Below are 17,891 nucleotides of genomic sequence, written 5' to 3'. Positions count from 1 at the left end.
AATCCTTTCCCGAGAATTTTCGATCTAGCCGAGGAGGAGCAAGACGCCCCATAGGACAAGGGGAGAATGAAGGACTCGGGACGCCCCGTTCTGCGATCTCCGTGCCTCTGCGATAAACGACCGTCTGATCAACCGCCGCGGGCGCCGCAGCAGTTCTTGTACTTCTTGCCGCTGCCGCACGGGCAGGGGGCGTTGCGGCCCACCTTTTCCTCGCGATTGCGAATCGGCTCGACCTTGGTCTGCCCCTCGCTCCCCTCGATCGCGGCCCGCTGCTGCTCGGACATCTGGGCCGCGGCGGGAGCCTCTTCGTGAATCGCGGCCGACTCTTTCCAGGTGCTGCCGACGAAACCCTCGTCGAGTTGTTCCATTTTGAAGATGAGATCGGTGACGTAGTTCCCCACCGAACGCCACATCTCCTCGAACAGTCGCATCCCTTCGCGCTTGTACTCGACCTTCGGATCGACCTGGGCATAGCCGCGCAAGCCGACGCTCGAGCGCAGATGGTCCATCGTCAGCAGGTGCTCTTTCCACCCCTGGTCGAGAATTTGCAACAACAGCGACCGTTCCAGACGGCGCATCTCAGGACGGTAGCGGTCCTCGATCGCCTGCATCACGCGACGGCGGGCCTCGTCCTGGTCGAGCTTGGCGAGTTGCTGCTGGTCGACCTCGCACTGGCACGCCTCGCGGAGCCAGCCGGCCAGATCGTCCAGTTTGCCGTTGTTACCGGTCGCTTGGCCGAGAGTCGTCTGCGAACCTCCCTCGGCAAACAGGGCGTCGACGCGACGAGCGCCTTCTAGGGCCAGTTCATTCGCCCGGCGGCTGCTCTGCCGGCTGTACTCGACGAGCATCTTGACGACCTCGTCGCGCTGCTTGCTGCGCAGGTCGTCGAGCGACATGTCGACGCCGAACCGCTGCTTGACCCAGGCGACGAGCTCCTCGCGATGCAGCCCCACCTTCTGCCCCGTGGCGTCACGCTGGGCGAATCGCACCAGGCCGGCCAGGACGGGAAACTCCGACTCTCGTTCGTCGTAGGCGGCTCGGGCCCGCTCGAGGGCCAGCCGGCGGAATTCCTTCGGCTCGATCGCCCCCATGTCGGCGGGAGAAAGTTCCACGGCAAACTTGTCGCGAAGCCACGCACACGCGGTCTTGACGCCGTGATCGGGCTCCAAATACCGGGCGCAGGGCCCCAGATCGACCCCGTCGAGCGCCTTGCGAGCGTCGTGTACGAGCTGCTCGTCGAGCATGGCGCGGCCGATCTTCTTGAGATCGCGGTCGCGATAGTTCGTGCCCCAGCGAGTGTTCGACCAGTGCGCAAGCGCGTTCCAGTTCCACTGATCCTCCTCGTCGTCCGAGGGGAGGTTCTCCTCGATGGCGTCGTACACCTGCGACTCGGCCTGCCGTGCGGCCTCGGCAAACGCCAATCGCACGGCGTCGTCGGCGCTCGTGTTGCGGAAGTCGCGCGGCTCGAGCTGCACCCCCAGCGCCGCCCCCGCCGCCGCGGAGAACGACTCGGCGCCGTAATCAGGGTCGAGCACCGTCTCCAGGGCGTGGTCGATCTGGCGATCGATCATCTCGATCATCAGGTCGCGGCAGTTGTCGCCGTCGAGGATCCGCTGGCGGTAGCCGTACACCCGCTTCCGCTGCTCGTCCATGACCTCGTCGTACTCGAGCAGATTCTTGCGAATCTCGAAGTTTCGCTCCTCGACCTTCTTCTGGGCGCCTTCAATCCGGCGGGTGACCATCTTGCTCTCGATCGCCTCTCCCTCCTTCATCCCCATGCGGGTAAGGATGTTCTTGACCCACTCGCCGGCGAAAATCCGCATTAGGTCGTCTTCCAACGACAGATAAAATCGGCTGCTCCCCGGGTCTCCCTGACGACCGCACCGGCCGCGAAGCTGCAGATCGATCCGTCGCGACTCGTGGCGTTCGGTGCCGATGATGTGCAGACCGCCGAGGACCTTCACCTCGGCCCCCTGCTCTTTCATCTTCTCGCGGCGTTCGATTTGGTGGACCAGTTGGTCCCACTCGTCGTGGGGCACTTCGAGCCGGGTCGGGTACTTGTCCTGCAATTGGGCCCATGCCATCGTCTCGGCGTTGCCGCCGAGGATGATGTCGGTCCCGCGCCCCGCCATGTTCGTGGCGATCGTCACGGCGCCCAATCGTCCTGCTTGCGCGACGATCTCGGCCTCGCGTTTGTGATGCTTCGCATTGAGCACCTCGTGTTTCACGCCGCGGCGGTCGAGCAGGCTGCTCAGTCGTTCGCTCTTCTCGATCGACACCGTGCCGACCAGAATCGGTCGCCCCGGGGGTTGGACGTGCTTGACCTTGTCTCGGCCGATCGTCTCTTTCTTGCGGGTGTCGATATCCTCGATCACGACCGAAGTATCGTCCTCGCTCAACAGTTTGCCGATGCACCACGATCCGTTCTTCAGCTCGACGGTCGTATAGCGGTTGAGCCGCTCGATTTCGTCGGCGGCGGCGACGTACTTTTCCTTCTCGGTGCGGTAGATGACGTCGGGGTGCTCGATCCGCTGCATCGCGCGGTTCGTCGGCACGCCGATGACGTCGAGTTTGTAGATCTTCCAGAACTCGCCCGCCTCGGTGAGCGCGGTCCCCGTCATGCCGGCGAGTTTGTTGTAAAGCTTGAAAAAGTTCTGCAGCGTGATCGTCGCCAGGGTCTGATTTTCCTCTTTGATCGGCACGCCTTCCTTCGCCTCGACCGCCTGATGCAGGCCGTCGCTCCACTGCCGACCTTCCATGAGTCGGCCCGTGAACTCGTCGACGATGACCACCCGCCCCTGCTGGACGACGTAGTTGACGTCGCGCTTGTACAGGTGGTGAGCCTTGAGCGAATTGTCGATCAAGTGGGGCCACTGCATGTTGCCGGCCGTGTAGAAGCTTTCCACCCCGGCCAGCTTCTCGGCCGCCCGCACCCCTTCGTCGGTCAGACTGGCGGAGTGCTCCTTCTCCTTGACCTCGAAGTGAACGTCGGGGATCAGTTGCCGGGCGATCTTGTCGGCCTTCAGGTACTTCGTGACGTCGTCGCGAGCCGGGCCGGAGATGATCAGCGGGGTCCGGGCCTCGTCGATGAGGATGTTGTCCACCTCGTCGACGATCGCGAAATTCAGCTTCCCCTGGGCCTGCTGATCCCGCTTGGGGTAACGGTCGTCCCCGCGGGCGGCGATCCGCATGTTGTCGCGCAGGTAATCGAACCCGAACTCGTTGTTCGTGCCGTAGGTGATTTCGCAGGCGTAGGCCTTCTGCCGCTCGCCGCTGTCCATGCCGCCCTGGATGGCGCCGACGGTGAGTCCCAGGTTCGTGTAGAGCGGGCCCATCCACTCCATGTCGCGGCGCGCGAGGTAGTCGTTCACCGTGATGATGTGGACCCCCTTGCCGGAGAGCGCATTGAGATACGCCGGCAAGGTGGCGACCAGCGTCTTTCCTTCGCCGGTGACCATTTCGGCGATCGCGCCGCTGTGGAGAATCATGCCGCCGATAAGCTGGACGTCGTAATGGCGCATCCCCAGGAAGCGTCGGCCCGACTCGCGTGCGACCGCGAACGCTTCGACCAGCAGGTCGTCGAGCGATTCCCCCGCGTCGAGCCGGCGGCGAAAGATCGCCGTCTGCTCGCGGAGCTCCTCGTCGCTCATCGCCTCGTACTTGGGCTCCAGCGCGTTGATCGCGGCGACCTTCGGCTGCATCTTCTTGAGAAACCGGGCGTTCGCCGACCCGAATAGCGCGGTGATCAGCCGCTCGAATCGGCCGAGAATTCCGTTGCCGATGCCGGCGACGAGTTCCCAAATTCGTTCCAAGACTTCCATTGTTCGCTTCGCCTAATGACTTGCTTGTGTGGCGCGCCTCGGCCCGCGGCGGCGCCTCCGTGACCGGGGCCGCGCGACAAACTGGGCGACTCGTTATTTACGCAACGCGGCCAGGGCGCTCGACGACGCCGAGCGGCCGCGGAGGGGCTCCGACGGAAAGGCCAGCCGGCGATCAAGTACGCCGGCGGGCGGTGACGTCAACGGATTGTTCGGGCGACTGCTGTCGCCTGCGATGCGGCGCCGGGAGGCGCGCCCGCAGCGGGCGCGCAGATTCGGCGCAACTTCCTCGCAGCAAAAAGTTTATTGCGACGGAAAAAAGGGGTCAAGGCGAGCCCGACCGCTGGGGGGAATACGGAGAACTGGCAAAACAGGGGAATGCGAGCCTCTGAATGAGATTCAAGTGAGTCGGCGGATGCCTGCACCTGGAGCCCCGTCGTAAACCGCAACAGCGCCGGCGAGTCCCCCCAGATTGGGGAAAAACGCTCCGGAAACAGGGGAATCGTCGGCAAGCCGATGCCCGCTCAACCCAGGCAAGCGCCAACCCCCATGCAAGTCAGTCCTCTGAGCCCCCCCTGGCTTCCTCGAGCGGCTTCCACTGGAAGGCGATCAGCGCATTGAGCGAACGGACAAACGCCTGCCCGCCGCAGACGGCCACGTGAGCCCAGGTCTCGCTCACGTCGAGCCGCCGGGAATCGAGCAGTTCAAACCGGTCGGGGGTCGCCTTGACCAACAGCAACTCTCCCGTCTCGTCGAGCGCGAGGATCATGTCCCCCTGAACCGCCATCGACCAATAACGCCCGTAGGGCCGTGTGCGCCATTTTTCCTCGCCGGTGGCCAGTTCCAGGCAGCCGAACCGCTGGTTCTTGAGGTGCATGTAGACGTGCCCGTCGATCACCACGGGGGAGGACATGTAGGCTTGCGACTTCTCGGCCCATGCCTGGGCGACTTGGTAACCGCTCTCCGCGGCCGCCAGTCGCCACAACTGGCTGCGGCCGGTGTGGGCGCTGGTGAACACGCGGTCGGGGCCGACGACCGTGGGAGTCAGGATGTTCATGTCGTGGAACGCCTCGATCGGCTGCGACCACAACTCGGCGCCATCGTCGGGGTCGAGTCCCTTGAGAGCCTTGCGAGTCTGGACGACGAGCTGCCGCCGCCCGGCAAGTTCGGCCATCACCGGCGAGGAGAACGCCGAGTTCATTTCTCCCGACTCGATCGCACTGCGCCACAGCGACTCGCCCGTCAGCTTGTCGAGCTTGACGACCGATTCGGCCGCCTGAACGTAGACGCTCCCGTCGTCCACCAGCGGCGAGGAGACGAACCCGAAGGCCGGGACGTCGGCGCCGTAGCGCTCGACGAAGTCGGCCCGCCACAGTTCATCGCCCGAGGCCGCGTCGAGACAGACAAGCACGTCGCGCATCCCCGCGACGTACAGCCGCTCGCCATCGGAGGCCGGCGTGGCGCGGATCCAACTGCCGTTCGCCGCGGCGAAGACGGGAACCGTGACCGCTCCCTCCCACGACGCTTCCCACAACGGCTCGCCCGTCCGGCGATCGAGGGCGACGACCCGCTCGACTTGCTGATCGCGCGTCTCGGTCGTGAACACCCGCTCGCCGACCACGATCGGGCCCGAGTAGCTGGGTCCCAGCGGAACGCGCCACGTTTCGACGAGCGCGTCCTCTCCCAGCGACTCGGGCCAGGCAGGCTCCGCCGGGGCGACGCCGGTCCGCTGCGGCCCGCGCCATTGCGGCCAATCGGCAGCGAGCTCGTCGGCTCGGGCCGAACCCGCCAGGACCGCAAGCATCATCGCCGCAAACGCACGCAGCACGGTGGTCTTTTCCGAGTACATCACAGTTCCTCAGGTCGTTGAGAGTTCCGGCTGTCGCTCGCTTGCCAGACCAGCCGGAGAAGCAACCCGCGTCATTGTCTCGTTGAATCGAGGCCTCGGCTAGGCTCCGACCCAGGACGTCCAGAAGATCTGCCAAGTCCGGCAAGCGAGGGATTCGCCACGGAGACCACGGAGGTATTGTCGCGGCCGTGAAGTCCGACCCGCGCCACAGGAAACATCGAGTCGGCTGCAATGCTGGCAGCGAGTCCTTACAATGCTTGAGGAAACCGCCGTTCGTGTTCGCCAATTCACCGCACCTCCTCAACGCCCGATGGCCAAAAGCTCCGCGAATTTGCAGAAGACGCTGCCGCTCCCCGCGGCGATCACGCCGCTCTCGGAGCTGACCGATGGCCAGGAGGCGGATTTTTTCGCCCTCCTTTCCGGCAAGGTGCAACTCGCCACGCGCGACGGCAAGCCCTACGACCGCGTCACGTTTTGCGACGCCGCGCGTGAGGTGAGCTTTCCGATCTGGAACGACTCGCCGCTGGCCGCGGCGTGTCGCAACGAGTGGCAGCCGGGCGAATTCTACAAACTGCGGGCGCTTTATCGCGAAACGAGCTACGGCCCGCAGTTGGAAATCCGCCGCATCCGTCCCGTGACCGAAGAGGATCGACTCGAGGGGTTCGATCCGGCCCAGCTTGTGGCGGCCTCGCGGTTTGATCCGCAGGAAATGTACGCGGCCCTCACAGGGCTGGTCGAGGAGCACGTTGCCGACGAGGCGGTCCGCGAGTTGGTGCTGGCGATGCTCGGCGACAACCGTCCCTTGATCTGCGAAATCCCCGCGGCGACGCAGAATCACCATGCCCACCGCAGCGGGTTTCTGGAGCACGTCCTCAGCGTCACCCGGACCTGCGTCTACTTGGCCGACAAGTACCGCGAGCTTTACCCCGAACTGCAACCGCCGCTGGACAAGGATCTTGTCGTGGCGGGCGGCGTGCTGCACGACATCGGCAAACTGCGCGAATTGCGAACCACCGCCGCCGGGGCCGAGTACACGATCCCCGGGACGCTGATCGGCCACATCCTTCAGGGGCGCGACATGCTGCGCGAAGCGGCGGTCGAGCACCCGATCGATCCCGACAAACTGCTGCGGTTGGAACACGTGATCGTCGCGCACCAGCGGCTCCCCGAGTGGGGCGCCCCCAAGCCGCCGATGACCCTCGAGGCGCTGCTCGTCCACTACGCCGACGACATCGACGCGAAACTGCAGATGATGATCGACGCGATCAACGACGACGCGACGTCCGGGCCGATCACCAGCGCCCGCAACCCGCTGCGGCAGAAGATCTACCGCGGCGAACCTTCGGACCAGGAAGCGGAGTGAAGCGAGATGCCGTTCGTCGACCGAGACAGCCTAGGTCGCCCGCCGTCGATTAGCCGCCCCGAATCGGCGCCTGGGATCCGAGATCGGGCATGCAAGACTCCGCGCGGGCTGCGCAGCACGGGCTCGGCGGAGCCGCGCACTCCCGCATTTTCTCGCCGATTGGACTTGGAAGAGACTCGCCGGCGCCGTCCGATGCCGGCGCCCAAGGCTCATGCACGCGGGTTTGCTCGGGTCGTCGCGAGCTGCCTCGCCCTGGCGACGCTCCTGGCGCCCGCGCGTGCCGCCGACGGTTTTGCCGCGGCGCGCGAGAAAATGGTCGCCGAAGAAATCGCCGCCGCGGGGGTGAAGGATCCGCGAGTCCTCGACGCGATGCGCGCCACGCCGCGGCACGAGTTCATGCCCGCCGCGTATCGCCAGTACGCCCACTACGACGCGGCGCTCCCCATCGGCGAGGAACAGACGATCTCGCCTCCCTACGTCGTGGCGTACATGACCGAACAACTCCGCACCAAGCCGGAACACCGCGTTTTGGAAATCGGCACAGGCAGCGGCTATCAAGCGGCCGTGCTCAGCCCGCTTGTGAAGGACGTCTACACAATTGAGATCGTCGAGCCGCTGGGAAAACGGGCGCAGCGCACCTTGCAACGGCTCGGGTACGACAACGTCCACGTACGGATCGGCGACGGATACCAGGGTTGGCCCGAGCACGCGCCGTTTGATCGGATCATCGTCACGTGTTCGCCGGAGCAGATTCCGCAGCCGCTCGTCAAGCAACTGGCCGAGGGGGGGGAGATGATCATCCCGGTCGGCGAGCGATATCAACAAAATCTCTTTCGCGTCGTCAAACGCAACGGCAAGCTGGAACGCGAGGCGCTGCAGGCGACGCTGTTCGTGCCGATGACCGGCGCCGCGGAAAAGTCCCGTGAGAAGCAGCCCGACCCGACTCGGCCCGAAGCGGTCAACGGCGACTTCGCCGAACTCGTCGGCGACTCGGACCAACCCGCGGGATGGCACTACTTGCGGGCGACGCAAGCGGTCAAATCGACCGACGCTCTGGCCGCACCGTCCGATCAGCCCGCCACGTTTCTGCGGTTCGCCAACAACGAGCCAGGGCTCCCTTCCCGCGCGTTGCAGGGTTTGGCGATCGACGGCCGATGGGTCGGCCGGCTCAAATTCTCGCTCCGCATCCGCGCCGAGAATCTCGCCCCCGGGCTGCAATCCAACGAGCAGGCCGGGGCGATGATCACCTTCTTCGACCAGCGCCGGGCGGTGATCGACACAATCGTCTTGGGGCCCTGGTCGGGGAGCTTCGATTGGCGGGGCGAGTCGGCCGTGGTCCGCGTGCCGCTTGCGGCGCGCGAGGCGAACATTCGCCTGGGGATGCACGGGGGGACCGGTCGGCTCGACGTGACGGCCGTACGGCTTGAACCGGTTGCCGACCCTTAGGCCTCGGGCCGCCTGGCTCTGCGCCATCCCCCCAACCCTCAAATCCCGGCAAAATCCCCTAGATTCCTTGAATTGACCCGCTGGGATGCTATTCTGGCCATGATCCCGGAAAAGGCCCGCAGCGGCCCGATCTCCGGCAATTGCGTCGTTTTTTGTCTTCGATCACAGCGGGGGAAAACCACACATGCGATTCCACGGTACTGCCAAACATTGGCAAATGGTCGCGCTTGCCGCGACGTTGGTGGCCATGACGGCCGGCGATGCGTTTGCCTTTCGGCACAGGGGGTCGTACGGCAGCTATGGCTCGGGCGGAAGCTACGGCTCGTATGGTTCCTCGGGCAGCTACGCTAGCAGCGGAAGCTATGCCTCCTCGGGAAGCTACGGCTCGGCGGGGAGTTACGCCTCCTCAGGCAGCTATGCCTCTTCGGGCAGCGCAGGCTCCTCGGGTCGCGCCGGCTTGTTCGCCCGCTGGCACGCCCGCAAGGCCGCTCGCGCCAGCAGCGGCAGCTATGCCTCGTCGGGAAGCTATGCCTCGTCCGGCAGCTACGCGAGCAGCGGCAGTTACGGCTCGGCCGGCAGCTACGCCAGCAGCGGCAGCTACGGGTCCTATGAGGTCTACAGCGCTCCGGTGGAAGTCGAATGCGCCGACTGCGTCGGCAGCGTGACGACCAGCCCCGCCCTGGCCGATGCAGGCGAAGCCGCGATCCAGGTCGCCGTGCCGACCGAGGCCCGCGTGTTCGTCAACGATTCGGCGACCACCAGCCAAGGGGCCGACCGCCACTTCGTGTCGCGCGGCCTGTCGGCAGGGATGACCTACTCCTACAAGCTGCGGGTCGAGTTCGAGCGCGACGGCCAGACCGTCGTCGAGAACAAGCAGGTCCGCTTGCAGCCAGGTCAGACCGCCACGCTGGCGTTCGGAGCCGAGTCGAGCGTCGCTGCCGCCGAGCCGGCCAAGACCGAGCTGAAGGTGTCGGTTCCCGCCGAGGCGAAGGTTTACCTCGCCGGCGCCGAGACCAGCCAGACCGGCGAGTCGCGGACCTTTGCGACCGATCGCCTGGCGGCCGGTCAGACGTGGGACGGCTACGTCGTCCGCGTCGAGTTGACCCGCGACGGCCAGAAAATCGTCAAGGAAGAGACCCTCTCGATCGAGGGAGGGCAGTCCTACGAGCTGGCCTTCACGTTCGACGAGGCCGACACCCGGATCGCCTCGGTCCGCTAAGGCCCCTGGAATCCGACCTGGACGGCTAGGTCAAAATCTTCGTGAAACCCACTGACCCCCGTATCGGCGTTGACCGATGCGGGGGTTTTTCGTTTGCTTAGGGGACTCTGGCGGCGGCATCCGGGCGTGGGAATCGTGCGAGCGGCTTGCGCGACGACCGGGGGCGTCCCCTTTGGTTCTTCGCGTGCAGCCACGATGGCGAAACAACCGCAGCCCGATCGCCCCGCCGGCTCGCAGCCCGGCCCCCAAGCCGGCGAGAAGCCGCGCAAGCCCCCGCGCGAAAAGGGCTCGCGCGATCCGCGCATGCCGTGGGGCCCGGGATTGCGCATGCTCTTGACCGCGGCCATCCTGTTCCATCTGGCGGCGGTGTTCGTGCCGCCGTGGTTCTTGTGGGTCGCGTCCCCCTTTAAGGCGACCCCCGCGCTCCCCCCGGGCGAGATGGCGCGCGACGCCCGCGGGAATGAATTGCCGCCGAATCGTTGGAATGAAGTCGGCGTCGAGGTCCAGCGCCCGCCGCTGCTCGACGCGCTGGCTTGGTTCTTCCGCCACTACGCCAATCTGCTCTACATCAACAACGGCTACGAATTCTTCTCGCCGAATCCCACCGTGGCGCACGTCGTCGATTACGAAGTCCTTGACGACCGCGGCGAGACGATCGCCAAGGGGCGTCTGCCCGATCTGCGCGATCAGTGGCCACGGCTGTTCTATCACCGTCACATGATGCTGGTCGAACAGACTCAGACGCCCGATCACGATCTCGAGGGGACCGAGGACACCGCCGGCGAGTACCTGCTCGCGCAGCACGGCGGTTCGTCGGTGCGGATGACGCTGCGGATCCACCGCCTGCTCACGCCGCAGCAGGTGCTCGACGGAATGCGCACCGACGATCCCTCGACCTATCAAACGGTCGGCACGCTCACGCATCGCAAGGGGGCCGGCCCCCGGCGGCCGACCCGCGACGAGTCCATCCCCGCCCCCGGCACGCCAATCCCGGGGGTGACCCGATGAAGAGCCTCGTCGCTGCGCTCCGCGCCTATCTTGCCGACGCCTGGGGCGCGTGGAATACGTTCTGGTTCTCGCCGACCGACCCGGCCACGCTGTCGCTCATCCGTCTGCTCGCCGGGGGGATGCTGTTTTACACTCACCTGATCTGGTCGCTCGACCTGAGCGGCTTCATCGGCCCCGAGGGATACGTCCCCGTGTGGCTGATGCACGCGTCCGACGGAGACTTCCCCGCCCCGTGGTCGGTGTGGAGCGTCTTCTTTTGGATCGAGTCGACGTGGCTCTTGTGGACCGTGCACGTGCTTGCGCTGCTCGTGTTTGCGGCGCTTGCGGCAGGGTTCTTCTCCCGCATCGCAGCGCTGCTCGCGCTGCCGCTGGCGATCAGCTACGCCCATCGCGTGACGCCGGGGGCGTTCTTCGGGCTCGACAAAGTCAACTGCATGCTCGCCATGTACTTGGTTCTCGGGCCGTGCGGCGCTCGGTATTCGCTCGACCGGTTGTGGCGACTCCGCCGGGGCGACTCCGGCGAACCTGCGGAGAGCGTCGGGGCCAACCTAGCCATGCGCCTGCTGCAAGTTCACCTCTGCATCTTCTACCTGTTCTCGGGTCTGCCGAAGCTCGACGGCCAGACTTGGCAATTGGGGACCGCGCTTTGGTGGGCCGCGGCAATCACCGAATACCGCTCGTTCAGCTTGCTGTGGACGGCCGACTGGCCGAAGCTGACCGCGCTGCTGACGCATGCGACGGTGTTTTGGGAAATCCTGTACTGCTGCCTTGTCTGGAACCGCTTCACGCGCCCGATCGTGCTGGGCATGGCGTTGTGCGTCCACGGCGGGATCGCCTTGTTCATGGGGATGATCACCTTCGGCACGGCGATGATCATCGCCAATCTCAGCTTCTTGCAGCCGACGACTGTCCGCCGCTTCGTCGACCCGATTGCCGCCCGCATTTCGCTGGCGCTCGTGGGGAAGAAGGTCGGCTGATTAGTCCGACCTCGCGGCGAGGGAAGATGGGACTATCGGACCTTGGGACGAACAGGACTGCGGGACAATGGCTCAGCTTGTCCTATCGTCGTGTCGTCCTCCCTCAGATCGTCACCGGCTTGCCCAGCGCTCGCCGGACGGGGACGAACTGGCCGGCGTGCATTAGCGGGTGGTTGGCGAGCAAGAGAAAAACGTCGCCCACCGTTGGGAAAAACTCCCGAAACCGCTCGGGCCCGGGGGCATCGAGATCGGTCGGACTGAGTTTGGCCAGCGCGGCGGCCGTCGCGCCGCGGGCCTTGCCGAACAGGTCGAGATACTCCCCTTTCGTGTGAAACTTGCTCGCCTCGTCGCTCCCCGCTGTCTCCGGGCTGTGGGCCGCGGCAAACCCCGCAGGCAACTCGATCGCGGCGCCAGGGGCGACCGACTCGAGCAACCCGACCTCGGAACTGATCAGGTGCCCCAACTGCCATGCCAGGTGATTGCATCCCGGCCCGGGGCGACGCATCAGATCGGCGTCGGAGAGATCCTCCAAGTACCTCGTGAGGACGAACATGCTCATGGCGGCGGCATTGTTGATCGCGGCGTGGGCGTCCAAGGCGGCGCTTCTCCGTTTGCGGCGTAAGAATCGGTCGGTCCAGTCCCGCTGACTAACCGACGTGAGCCGATCGTAGCCGGAACCATGCGATCTGTCGAATCGCCGACGTCGACGCCTGAGAGACTTGCCCCGCGACTCTACGAACTTTGCGCACTCTACGGCAAATCTGCGGCTCGACCTCCGCACCGCGCCGCACTCTCAAGCTGAGCCGAAGCGCCATCGGTCGGATGGCGCAGTGCGACCCTGTCACATGCCTAATCCGGGATGCAAGCACGCGGGTTTGCCGCAAGTCGCGTCCCTGGGAGCGGTTAGGCAAGTGTTGCAGAATGCGGCGCGCCGTTTGGCGCCGGGGTTGCTCCTAGAATATAGGAATAGCCTGCTTGAACTCGCGGCCTCGGTCGCCAACGTCATTGACCGACGGGGACATTGCCATGAACGCCACTTCCTCATTTGTTGTCGGCAGTTTGCTCGTTGCCGTTATGGCGGGCCCTGCGGCCGCCCAATACGGGTGGGGCTATCGATACGGCTACGGCTTCCGCCACGGCACGGTGCTCGGGGACGCCTACTCGGGGGCGTCTGAGTTAGTGTACGCCCGCGGACAGTTCCTCAAGGACGAAGCCGACGCGGCAAAGACCTGGGTCGAAGTCGCCCGCGCTCGCGAGGCCTTGTATTACGAAGCGGCCGAGTGGCGGCAGCAGACGATCGAGAGCCGGGCCCAAGCGGTGCTCGCTCGGGCCGAAGCGCGTCGGGCCCGCACGGCCGAGGAATCCCGACAGCGGTACGCCGAGGCCCGTAACTTGGCCCGGGACATCCGGGACGGCATGCCCGTCTGGCCCGAAGCGCTGCGCCGGCCCGAGTACGCCGCGTCGATGACGATGATCGAGTCGATCGTTCAGCACTGGAACCCCAACGGCAATGCGTTCGACGCCGCGTACCGCTCGGCCCTGGCGACGGAATTGGGGGTGCTTGAGAACCGCGTCGCGGCGAACGAAGCGATTGATTTCCGCGACCGCGTGGCGGCGGTCCGCACGCTGCGGCTCCTCCGCGAGCTGACCGCAGCCGGCGACGCGACGGCGAATCGCGAGTTGGCGATGCGATAGCGGCCCCTCGCCGCTCGGTCGGACCGTCGTCGCAAGCGATCCGTTCGCGCTACGTGTCTCAGCACGGCGAATTGCCTTCGCCCCGCGAGTCGCACCGCGCGATTGCGTTCTCGCCGCTGGTTGTTTCTCGCCCCCCGTGGGATCACAATGGAGTCGTCGCCGCTCGTTCCGACGCGGCTCCGAGCGCCTCCCGCGGGACCGACGACGTGACCCAATACATCGGCATCCTCACCAGCGGGGGCGACTGTCCGGGGCTCAACGCGGCAATTCGCGGCGTCGGCAAGGCGGGGATCGACACGCTAGGGATGGAGCTGATCGGCTTTCGCGACGGTTTCCGCGGGTTGGTCCAGGATCGCTCGATCACAGTCGACGACAGCATCCTGTCGGGCATCCTCACCGATGGCGGCACGATCCTCGGCACGAGCCGCGACAAACCCCATAAGATGCCAATCGGCGGCAAACTGGTCGACATGACCGACGCAGCGGTCGACACGTATCGCCGCCACGGGCTCGACGCGGTGGTGTGCATCGGCGGCGGGGGGACGCAGAAGAACGCCCTGCGGATGCTGCAAGCCGGCCTCAACGTCGTGACGCTCCCCAAGACGATCGACAACGACATCGCCGGAACCGACGTCTCGTTTGGGTTCGACACGGCCCTGGAGATCGCCACGCAAGCGATCGATCGACTCCACTCCACCGCCACGAGCCACGATCGGGTGATCGTGCTGGAGACCATGGGCCACCGCGCCGGGTGGCTCGCCCTAGGGGCCGGGATCGCCGGGGGGGCCGACGTCATCCTCCTTCCCGAGATGCCCTACAGCGTCGAGGCCGTCGCCAACGCGATCAAGAACCGCGCCCGCAAGGGAAAACGGTTCAGCATCGTCGCAGTCGCCGAGGGGGTGATGACCGTCGAAGAAGCTGCGACGGTCGCTAAGCTGGTCGCCGCCAAAGAGAGCGCCGAAACCAAGGAAGACAAGAAACAGGCGAGCGACGATCTCGACGCCTTCCACCAGCGGCACGTCGACCACACGGTGCGGCTCACGCAGCAGTTGGAGCAGCTTACCGGGCTCGAGTCGCGACTGACCATTTTGGGGCACCTGCAACGCGGGGGAACCCCCTCGGCGGCCGACCGGGTTCTCGCCTCGCGGCTCGGCGCCCGCTGCGCCGAACTTTTGGCCGAGAAGCAATTCGGCGTCATGGTTGCGGCCCGCGGCGACGCGGCCGTGCCGGTCCCCCTGGCCGAGGTCGCCGGGAAGAAGAAGCTGGTCACCCCCGACCATCCCTGGGTGCAGACCGCCCGACGATTAGGGACGTGCCTCGGCGACGCCTAGCGCTTTGCTGGCGCATGCGTCGAGCGGCTGGGATGGGCCGAGCGAGCTCCCCGCCGCTACGTGTTCGCTTCTTCGCCCGCAAACTCGCCCCTGTTTGCCCCAACGGTTCTGCCGCACGTCGGCGCCGATTCCGACGGCCCGAATGCCGATGGACACGGTACCAAAGCGCGCGGCCACGGACGGCCGGCGTAGCGACGATCGAATCGAGCGAACCGCAGGGCGGCGGAACAAGACATGAGTGCTGGCAACGCACGCGGCAGTCGGCGGCGGCGGGTCCTGAGCGACGAAATGCGCTACGGCTCCAGCCTCGGCATCGCGGTGCGCGATGAAGCCAGCCCCGGCGAGGCGCCCCGATACGGCGAAGCCGCTCGGGTCGAGAACCACCCGTTGGCGTCCGACTTCATCCCCCGCCGCAAACGAGTCGTCGTCCTCGCCGTTGTCGGCGTCGGGCTCGTTGCGACGATCGGCGAACTGCTCCACCGACAAGCCGAGGCGATCGCCCAGGCGATTCCCGGCGCTGCTGCCGCGGCAACCCACGCCGCAGCCGACGGATTGCTCGGTTGGACGAGCGCCCTCTGCCTGCTGGCCGTCGCTCTGGCCGCTCGGTTCGTGTTCTCGTTGCGGCGACACCGCGTCGACGACAAGCGCGGTCGGTATCGCATTTGGCAGCGCGCCTCCTACGCCGCGCTCGCCGTGAGCCTGATCGCGGCGACCGGCGCCCATCGCTTGGCGGCCGCCGTGCTGTCCAGCTCGCTCGGAGCGACGCCGCTGGCCGACGGTTGCGGATGGTGGCTGGCCGGTGCGGCGGCGATCGGCGGATGGATGACCGTGCGGATGCTCGCCGAGTTGGGCGAGTGCCGTGGCGGCTCCGCCCTGTTGCTCCTGGCAAGCGCCGGCTATACGACCGCGGGCATCGCCGCCGCCGAGCTGCTGCCGGCCGCTTGGGGCGTCTGGACCGAGACCGTCGCCCGGATCGCCCCGCTGGCAGCGCATGCCCTGCTGCTGGCCGCGATGCTCGCGTTCGCCCGATACGTGCTGCTCGACGTGCAAGGATTCGTGGAGCGCCGCCCGCAGCGTCGCGCGCAGGGCAAGAAGCCGGCTGGCGCCGAGCGTTCCGCGCCGGCCGAACCAACGCGGGCCGCAAGCGCCTCGGACGCCGCGCCCGCGACCGTGGCCATTTCCTCCGCCCCGCGCCGCGAGGAACCGGCCTCCGCCGCCTGGGAACCCGCGGACGACGAGGAACTCGACTCCGACGACGAGGACGACGGCATGCCCCGCCGCAAGCTCTCGAAGGCCGAGAAGAAAAAGCTGCGGCAACAGCAACGCGACCAGCGCAGGGCGGCGTAGCGTCCGCGGGCCGTCCGGTCGGCACTTGGCCCCCGGGCGTGGCGCGTGTTAGGCTACGCCCTGTTTCCGGCCCGCCGCCCCGCGTTCGAGTCCCCCCGCCGATGGTCGTCCGCACCCGTTTCGCTCCCAGCCCCACCGGGTACCTCCACATCGGCGGAGTTCGCACGGCGCTGTTCAACTGGCTCTTCGCTCGGAAACATGGGGGCCAGTTCCTGCTGCGGGTCGACGATACCGACGCCCAGCGCAACGTCGACGCGGCGCTCGCTCCGATCCTGCACGGCTTCCGTTGGTTGGGGCTCGACTGGGACGAGGGGCCCGAGGTCGGCGGTCCGTCGGGGCCCTACTACCAATCGCAGCGTGGGGAACTCTACCAAGCGGCGGTCGACGAGCTCCTTGCCCGCGGCGCCGCGTACCGCGACTTCGCGACGCCCGAGGAACTGCAGGCCGAGCGCGACGCCGCCCAAGCCGCAGGGACCGCGTTCGTCTACAGTCGCCGCTGGGCCGCAGAGACGCCGGCCGACGCCGAGCGATTCGCCGCCGAGGGACGCGCCGGCGTCGTGCGACTCAAGATGCCGCGCGAGGGGGAGCTCGTGCTGGCCGACCTGATCCGCGGCGAGGTCCGCTTCGCTTGGGCCGCCGAGCAAGACCACGTCGTCCAGCGTGCCGACGGTTCGTGTCTGTACCACCTCGCGACGGTCGTCGACGACCATGCGATGGAGATCTCGCACGTCATCCGGGCCGAGGAGCACCTTCCCAACACGCCGCGACAGGCGTTCATCTACCAGGCCCTGGGCTATCCGTTGCCGCAGTTCGCGCACCTTCCCTACGTCGCCGAGCCGGGGAGCAAGAACAAGCTCAGCAAACGCAAGCTCGACAAGTACCTGAAGAACCGCGACTTCGCGGCGCTGGTGGCTCGCGGCGAAGGAATCGCCTCGCGCCTCGGGCACAAGCCCGACGCGGACGTGTTCAACCCGGTGATCGTCGACTTCTACGAGCAGATCGGCTTTCTGCCCGACGCGCTGCTCAACTACCTGCTGCTGTTGGGCTGGTCGCTTGACGGCGAGCGGGAGGAGTTCAGCCGCGCGGAGATGATCGAGCTGTTCTCGTTGGAGCGCGTGAACCGCGCCCCGGCCAGCTTCGACCCGCAGAAGCTGCTGGCGTTTCAAGACCGGGCGATGCAGCAAGTTCCGCTCAAGCAGAAAGCGAAGCTCTGCTTGCCGTTCTTGCAGAAAGCCGGGCTCGTCGCGTCTCCCCCGGATTGTGCGACCGGGCCGCGGCTGTCGGCGATCCTCGCCGCCGCGGGCGACCGCGTGAAAATGGCCGGCGACGTTCTCGATTACGACGACTTCTTCCGTGCCGACGACGCAATCGAATTCGACGAGAAAGCGTTCAAGAAACGAATCGCCGAGGCGCCTGGGGCGCGGGAACTGTTGACCAAATTCGCCGATGAACTGGCCGCGACGCCGACGTTCGATGCCTCGGCGCTCGAAGCGCTTCTCCGCGAATTCCTGGAGCGCGAGGGGCTGAAGATCGGCGATCTGATCCACGCTCTGCGCGTCGCCGTGACGGGCAAAGCGGTCGGCTTTGGCATGTTCGAGACGCTCGAGATCCTCGGTCGCGAGAGCTCCGTCAACCGTATCCGCCGCGCCGCGAAACGCGAGGCGACGACTTGACGTCGACGCGGCGGAATTGCACTGATCGAATTCTGCGCGATCTGGATAGCCCTCAACGCACCTTGCCGACAGCCGGAAGCCGACTGCCCCGAGCCGCCCCCCTGCCCTGCTCCGTAACGATCCGCGTTCCTCCGCGTCCCATTTCGCGCGTGCGGCGCCCCCCCT

At 66.4% G+C, this 17,891-nt stretch carries 12 protein-coding genes; 9 read left to right on the top strand and 3 right to left on the bottom strand.

The features are described from left to right. Window positions 1-128 precede the first annotated feature (128 nt). A complete protein-coding gene (locus tag KF688_00840; protein ID MBX3424198.1) occupies window positions 129-3,821 on the bottom strand; it encodes an SEC-C domain-containing protein in 3,693 nt (1,230 codons plus the stop codon). A 553-nt stretch (window positions 3,822-4,374) separates the two neighbouring features. Next, window positions 4,375-5,667: a PQQ-like beta-propeller repeat protein gene (locus tag KF688_00835; protein ID MBX3424197.1), complete on the bottom strand. Its 1,293-nt coding sequence runs from the start codon at window positions 5,665-5,667 to the stop codon at window positions 4,375-4,377. Between the two features lie 310 nt (window positions 5,668-5,977). Here KF688_00835 and KF688_00830 point away from each other — a divergent pair, with 310 nt between their 5' ends. From KF688_00830 to KF688_00810, 5 genes are all read left to right on the top strand, one after another. Beyond that, complete coding sequence (locus tag KF688_00830; GenBank protein MBX3424196.1) at window positions 5,978-7,030, top strand: HD domain-containing protein; 1,053 nt, start codon at window positions 5,978-5,980, stop codon at window positions 7,028-7,030. Window positions 7,031-7,222: 192 nt separating this feature from the next. Further along, window positions 7,223-8,476: a protein-L-isoaspartate(D-aspartate) O-methyltransferase gene (locus KF688_00825; protein MBX3424195.1), complete on the top strand. Its 1,254-nt coding sequence runs from the start codon at window positions 7,223-7,225 to the stop codon at window positions 8,474-8,476. A gap of 184 nt (window positions 8,477-8,660) precedes the next feature. Continuing rightward, window positions 8,661-9,695: a TIGR03000 domain-containing protein gene (locus KF688_00820; GenBank protein MBX3424194.1), complete on the top strand. Its 1,035-nt coding sequence runs from the start codon at window positions 8,661-8,663 to the stop codon at window positions 9,693-9,695. Between the two features lie 195 nt (window positions 9,696-9,890). Then, on the top strand, window positions 9,891-10,703 hold the full coding sequence (locus KF688_00815; GenBank protein ID MBX3424193.1) for a hypothetical protein: 813 nt from the start codon (window positions 9,891-9,893) through the stop codon (window positions 10,701-10,703). Next, complete coding sequence (locus tag KF688_00810; protein MBX3424192.1) at window positions 10,700-11,680, top strand: HTTM domain-containing protein; 981 nt, start codon at window positions 10,700-10,702, stop codon at window positions 11,678-11,680. Before KF688_00815 ends, KF688_00810 begins: the two co-directional genes overlap by 4 nt. 103 nt (window positions 11,681-11,783) lie before the next feature. Here the strand turns inward: KF688_00810 and KF688_00805 are convergent, their stop codons facing one another. Then, a complete protein-coding gene (locus KF688_00805; GenBank protein ID MBX3424191.1) occupies window positions 11,784-12,239 on the bottom strand; it encodes a DinB family protein in 456 nt (151 codons plus the stop codon). 467 nt (window positions 12,240-12,706) lie between these two features. Here KF688_00805 and KF688_00800 point away from each other — a divergent pair, with 467 nt between their 5' ends. From KF688_00800 to KF688_00785, 4 genes are all read left to right on the top strand, one after another. Continuing rightward, on the top strand, window positions 12,707-13,375 hold the full coding sequence (locus tag KF688_00800; protein MBX3424190.1) for a hypothetical protein: 669 nt from the start codon (window positions 12,707-12,709) through the stop codon (window positions 13,373-13,375). Between the two features lie 53 nt (window positions 13,376-13,428). Continuing rightward, a complete protein-coding gene (locus tag KF688_00795) occupies window positions 13,429-14,706 on the top strand; it encodes a 6-phosphofructokinase (protein ID MBX3424189.1) in 1,278 nt (425 codons plus the stop codon). A 234-nt stretch (window positions 14,707-14,940) separates the two neighbouring features. Continuing rightward, on the top strand, window positions 14,941-16,053 hold the full coding sequence (locus tag KF688_00790; GenBank protein ID MBX3424188.1) for a hypothetical protein: 1,113 nt from the start codon (window positions 14,941-14,943) through the stop codon (window positions 16,051-16,053). A gap of 101 nt (window positions 16,054-16,154) precedes the next feature. Continuing rightward, window positions 16,155-17,726 carry a glutamate--tRNA ligase gene (locus KF688_00785; protein ID MBX3424187.1) on the top strand — a complete coding sequence of 524 codons (1,572 nt, stop codon included), beginning with the start codon at window positions 16,155-16,157 and terminating at the stop codon, window positions 17,724-17,726. Window positions 17,727-17,891 lie beyond the last annotated feature (165 nt).

Source organism: Pirellulales bacterium (assembly GCA_019636345.1).
In the GTDB taxonomy this organism is placed as follows: Bacteria; Planctomycetota; Planctomycetia; order Pirellulales; family Lacipirellulaceae.
Note: the sequence above shows the minus strand (reverse complement) of the source record. Positions and strands in the feature narration are given on the sequence as shown.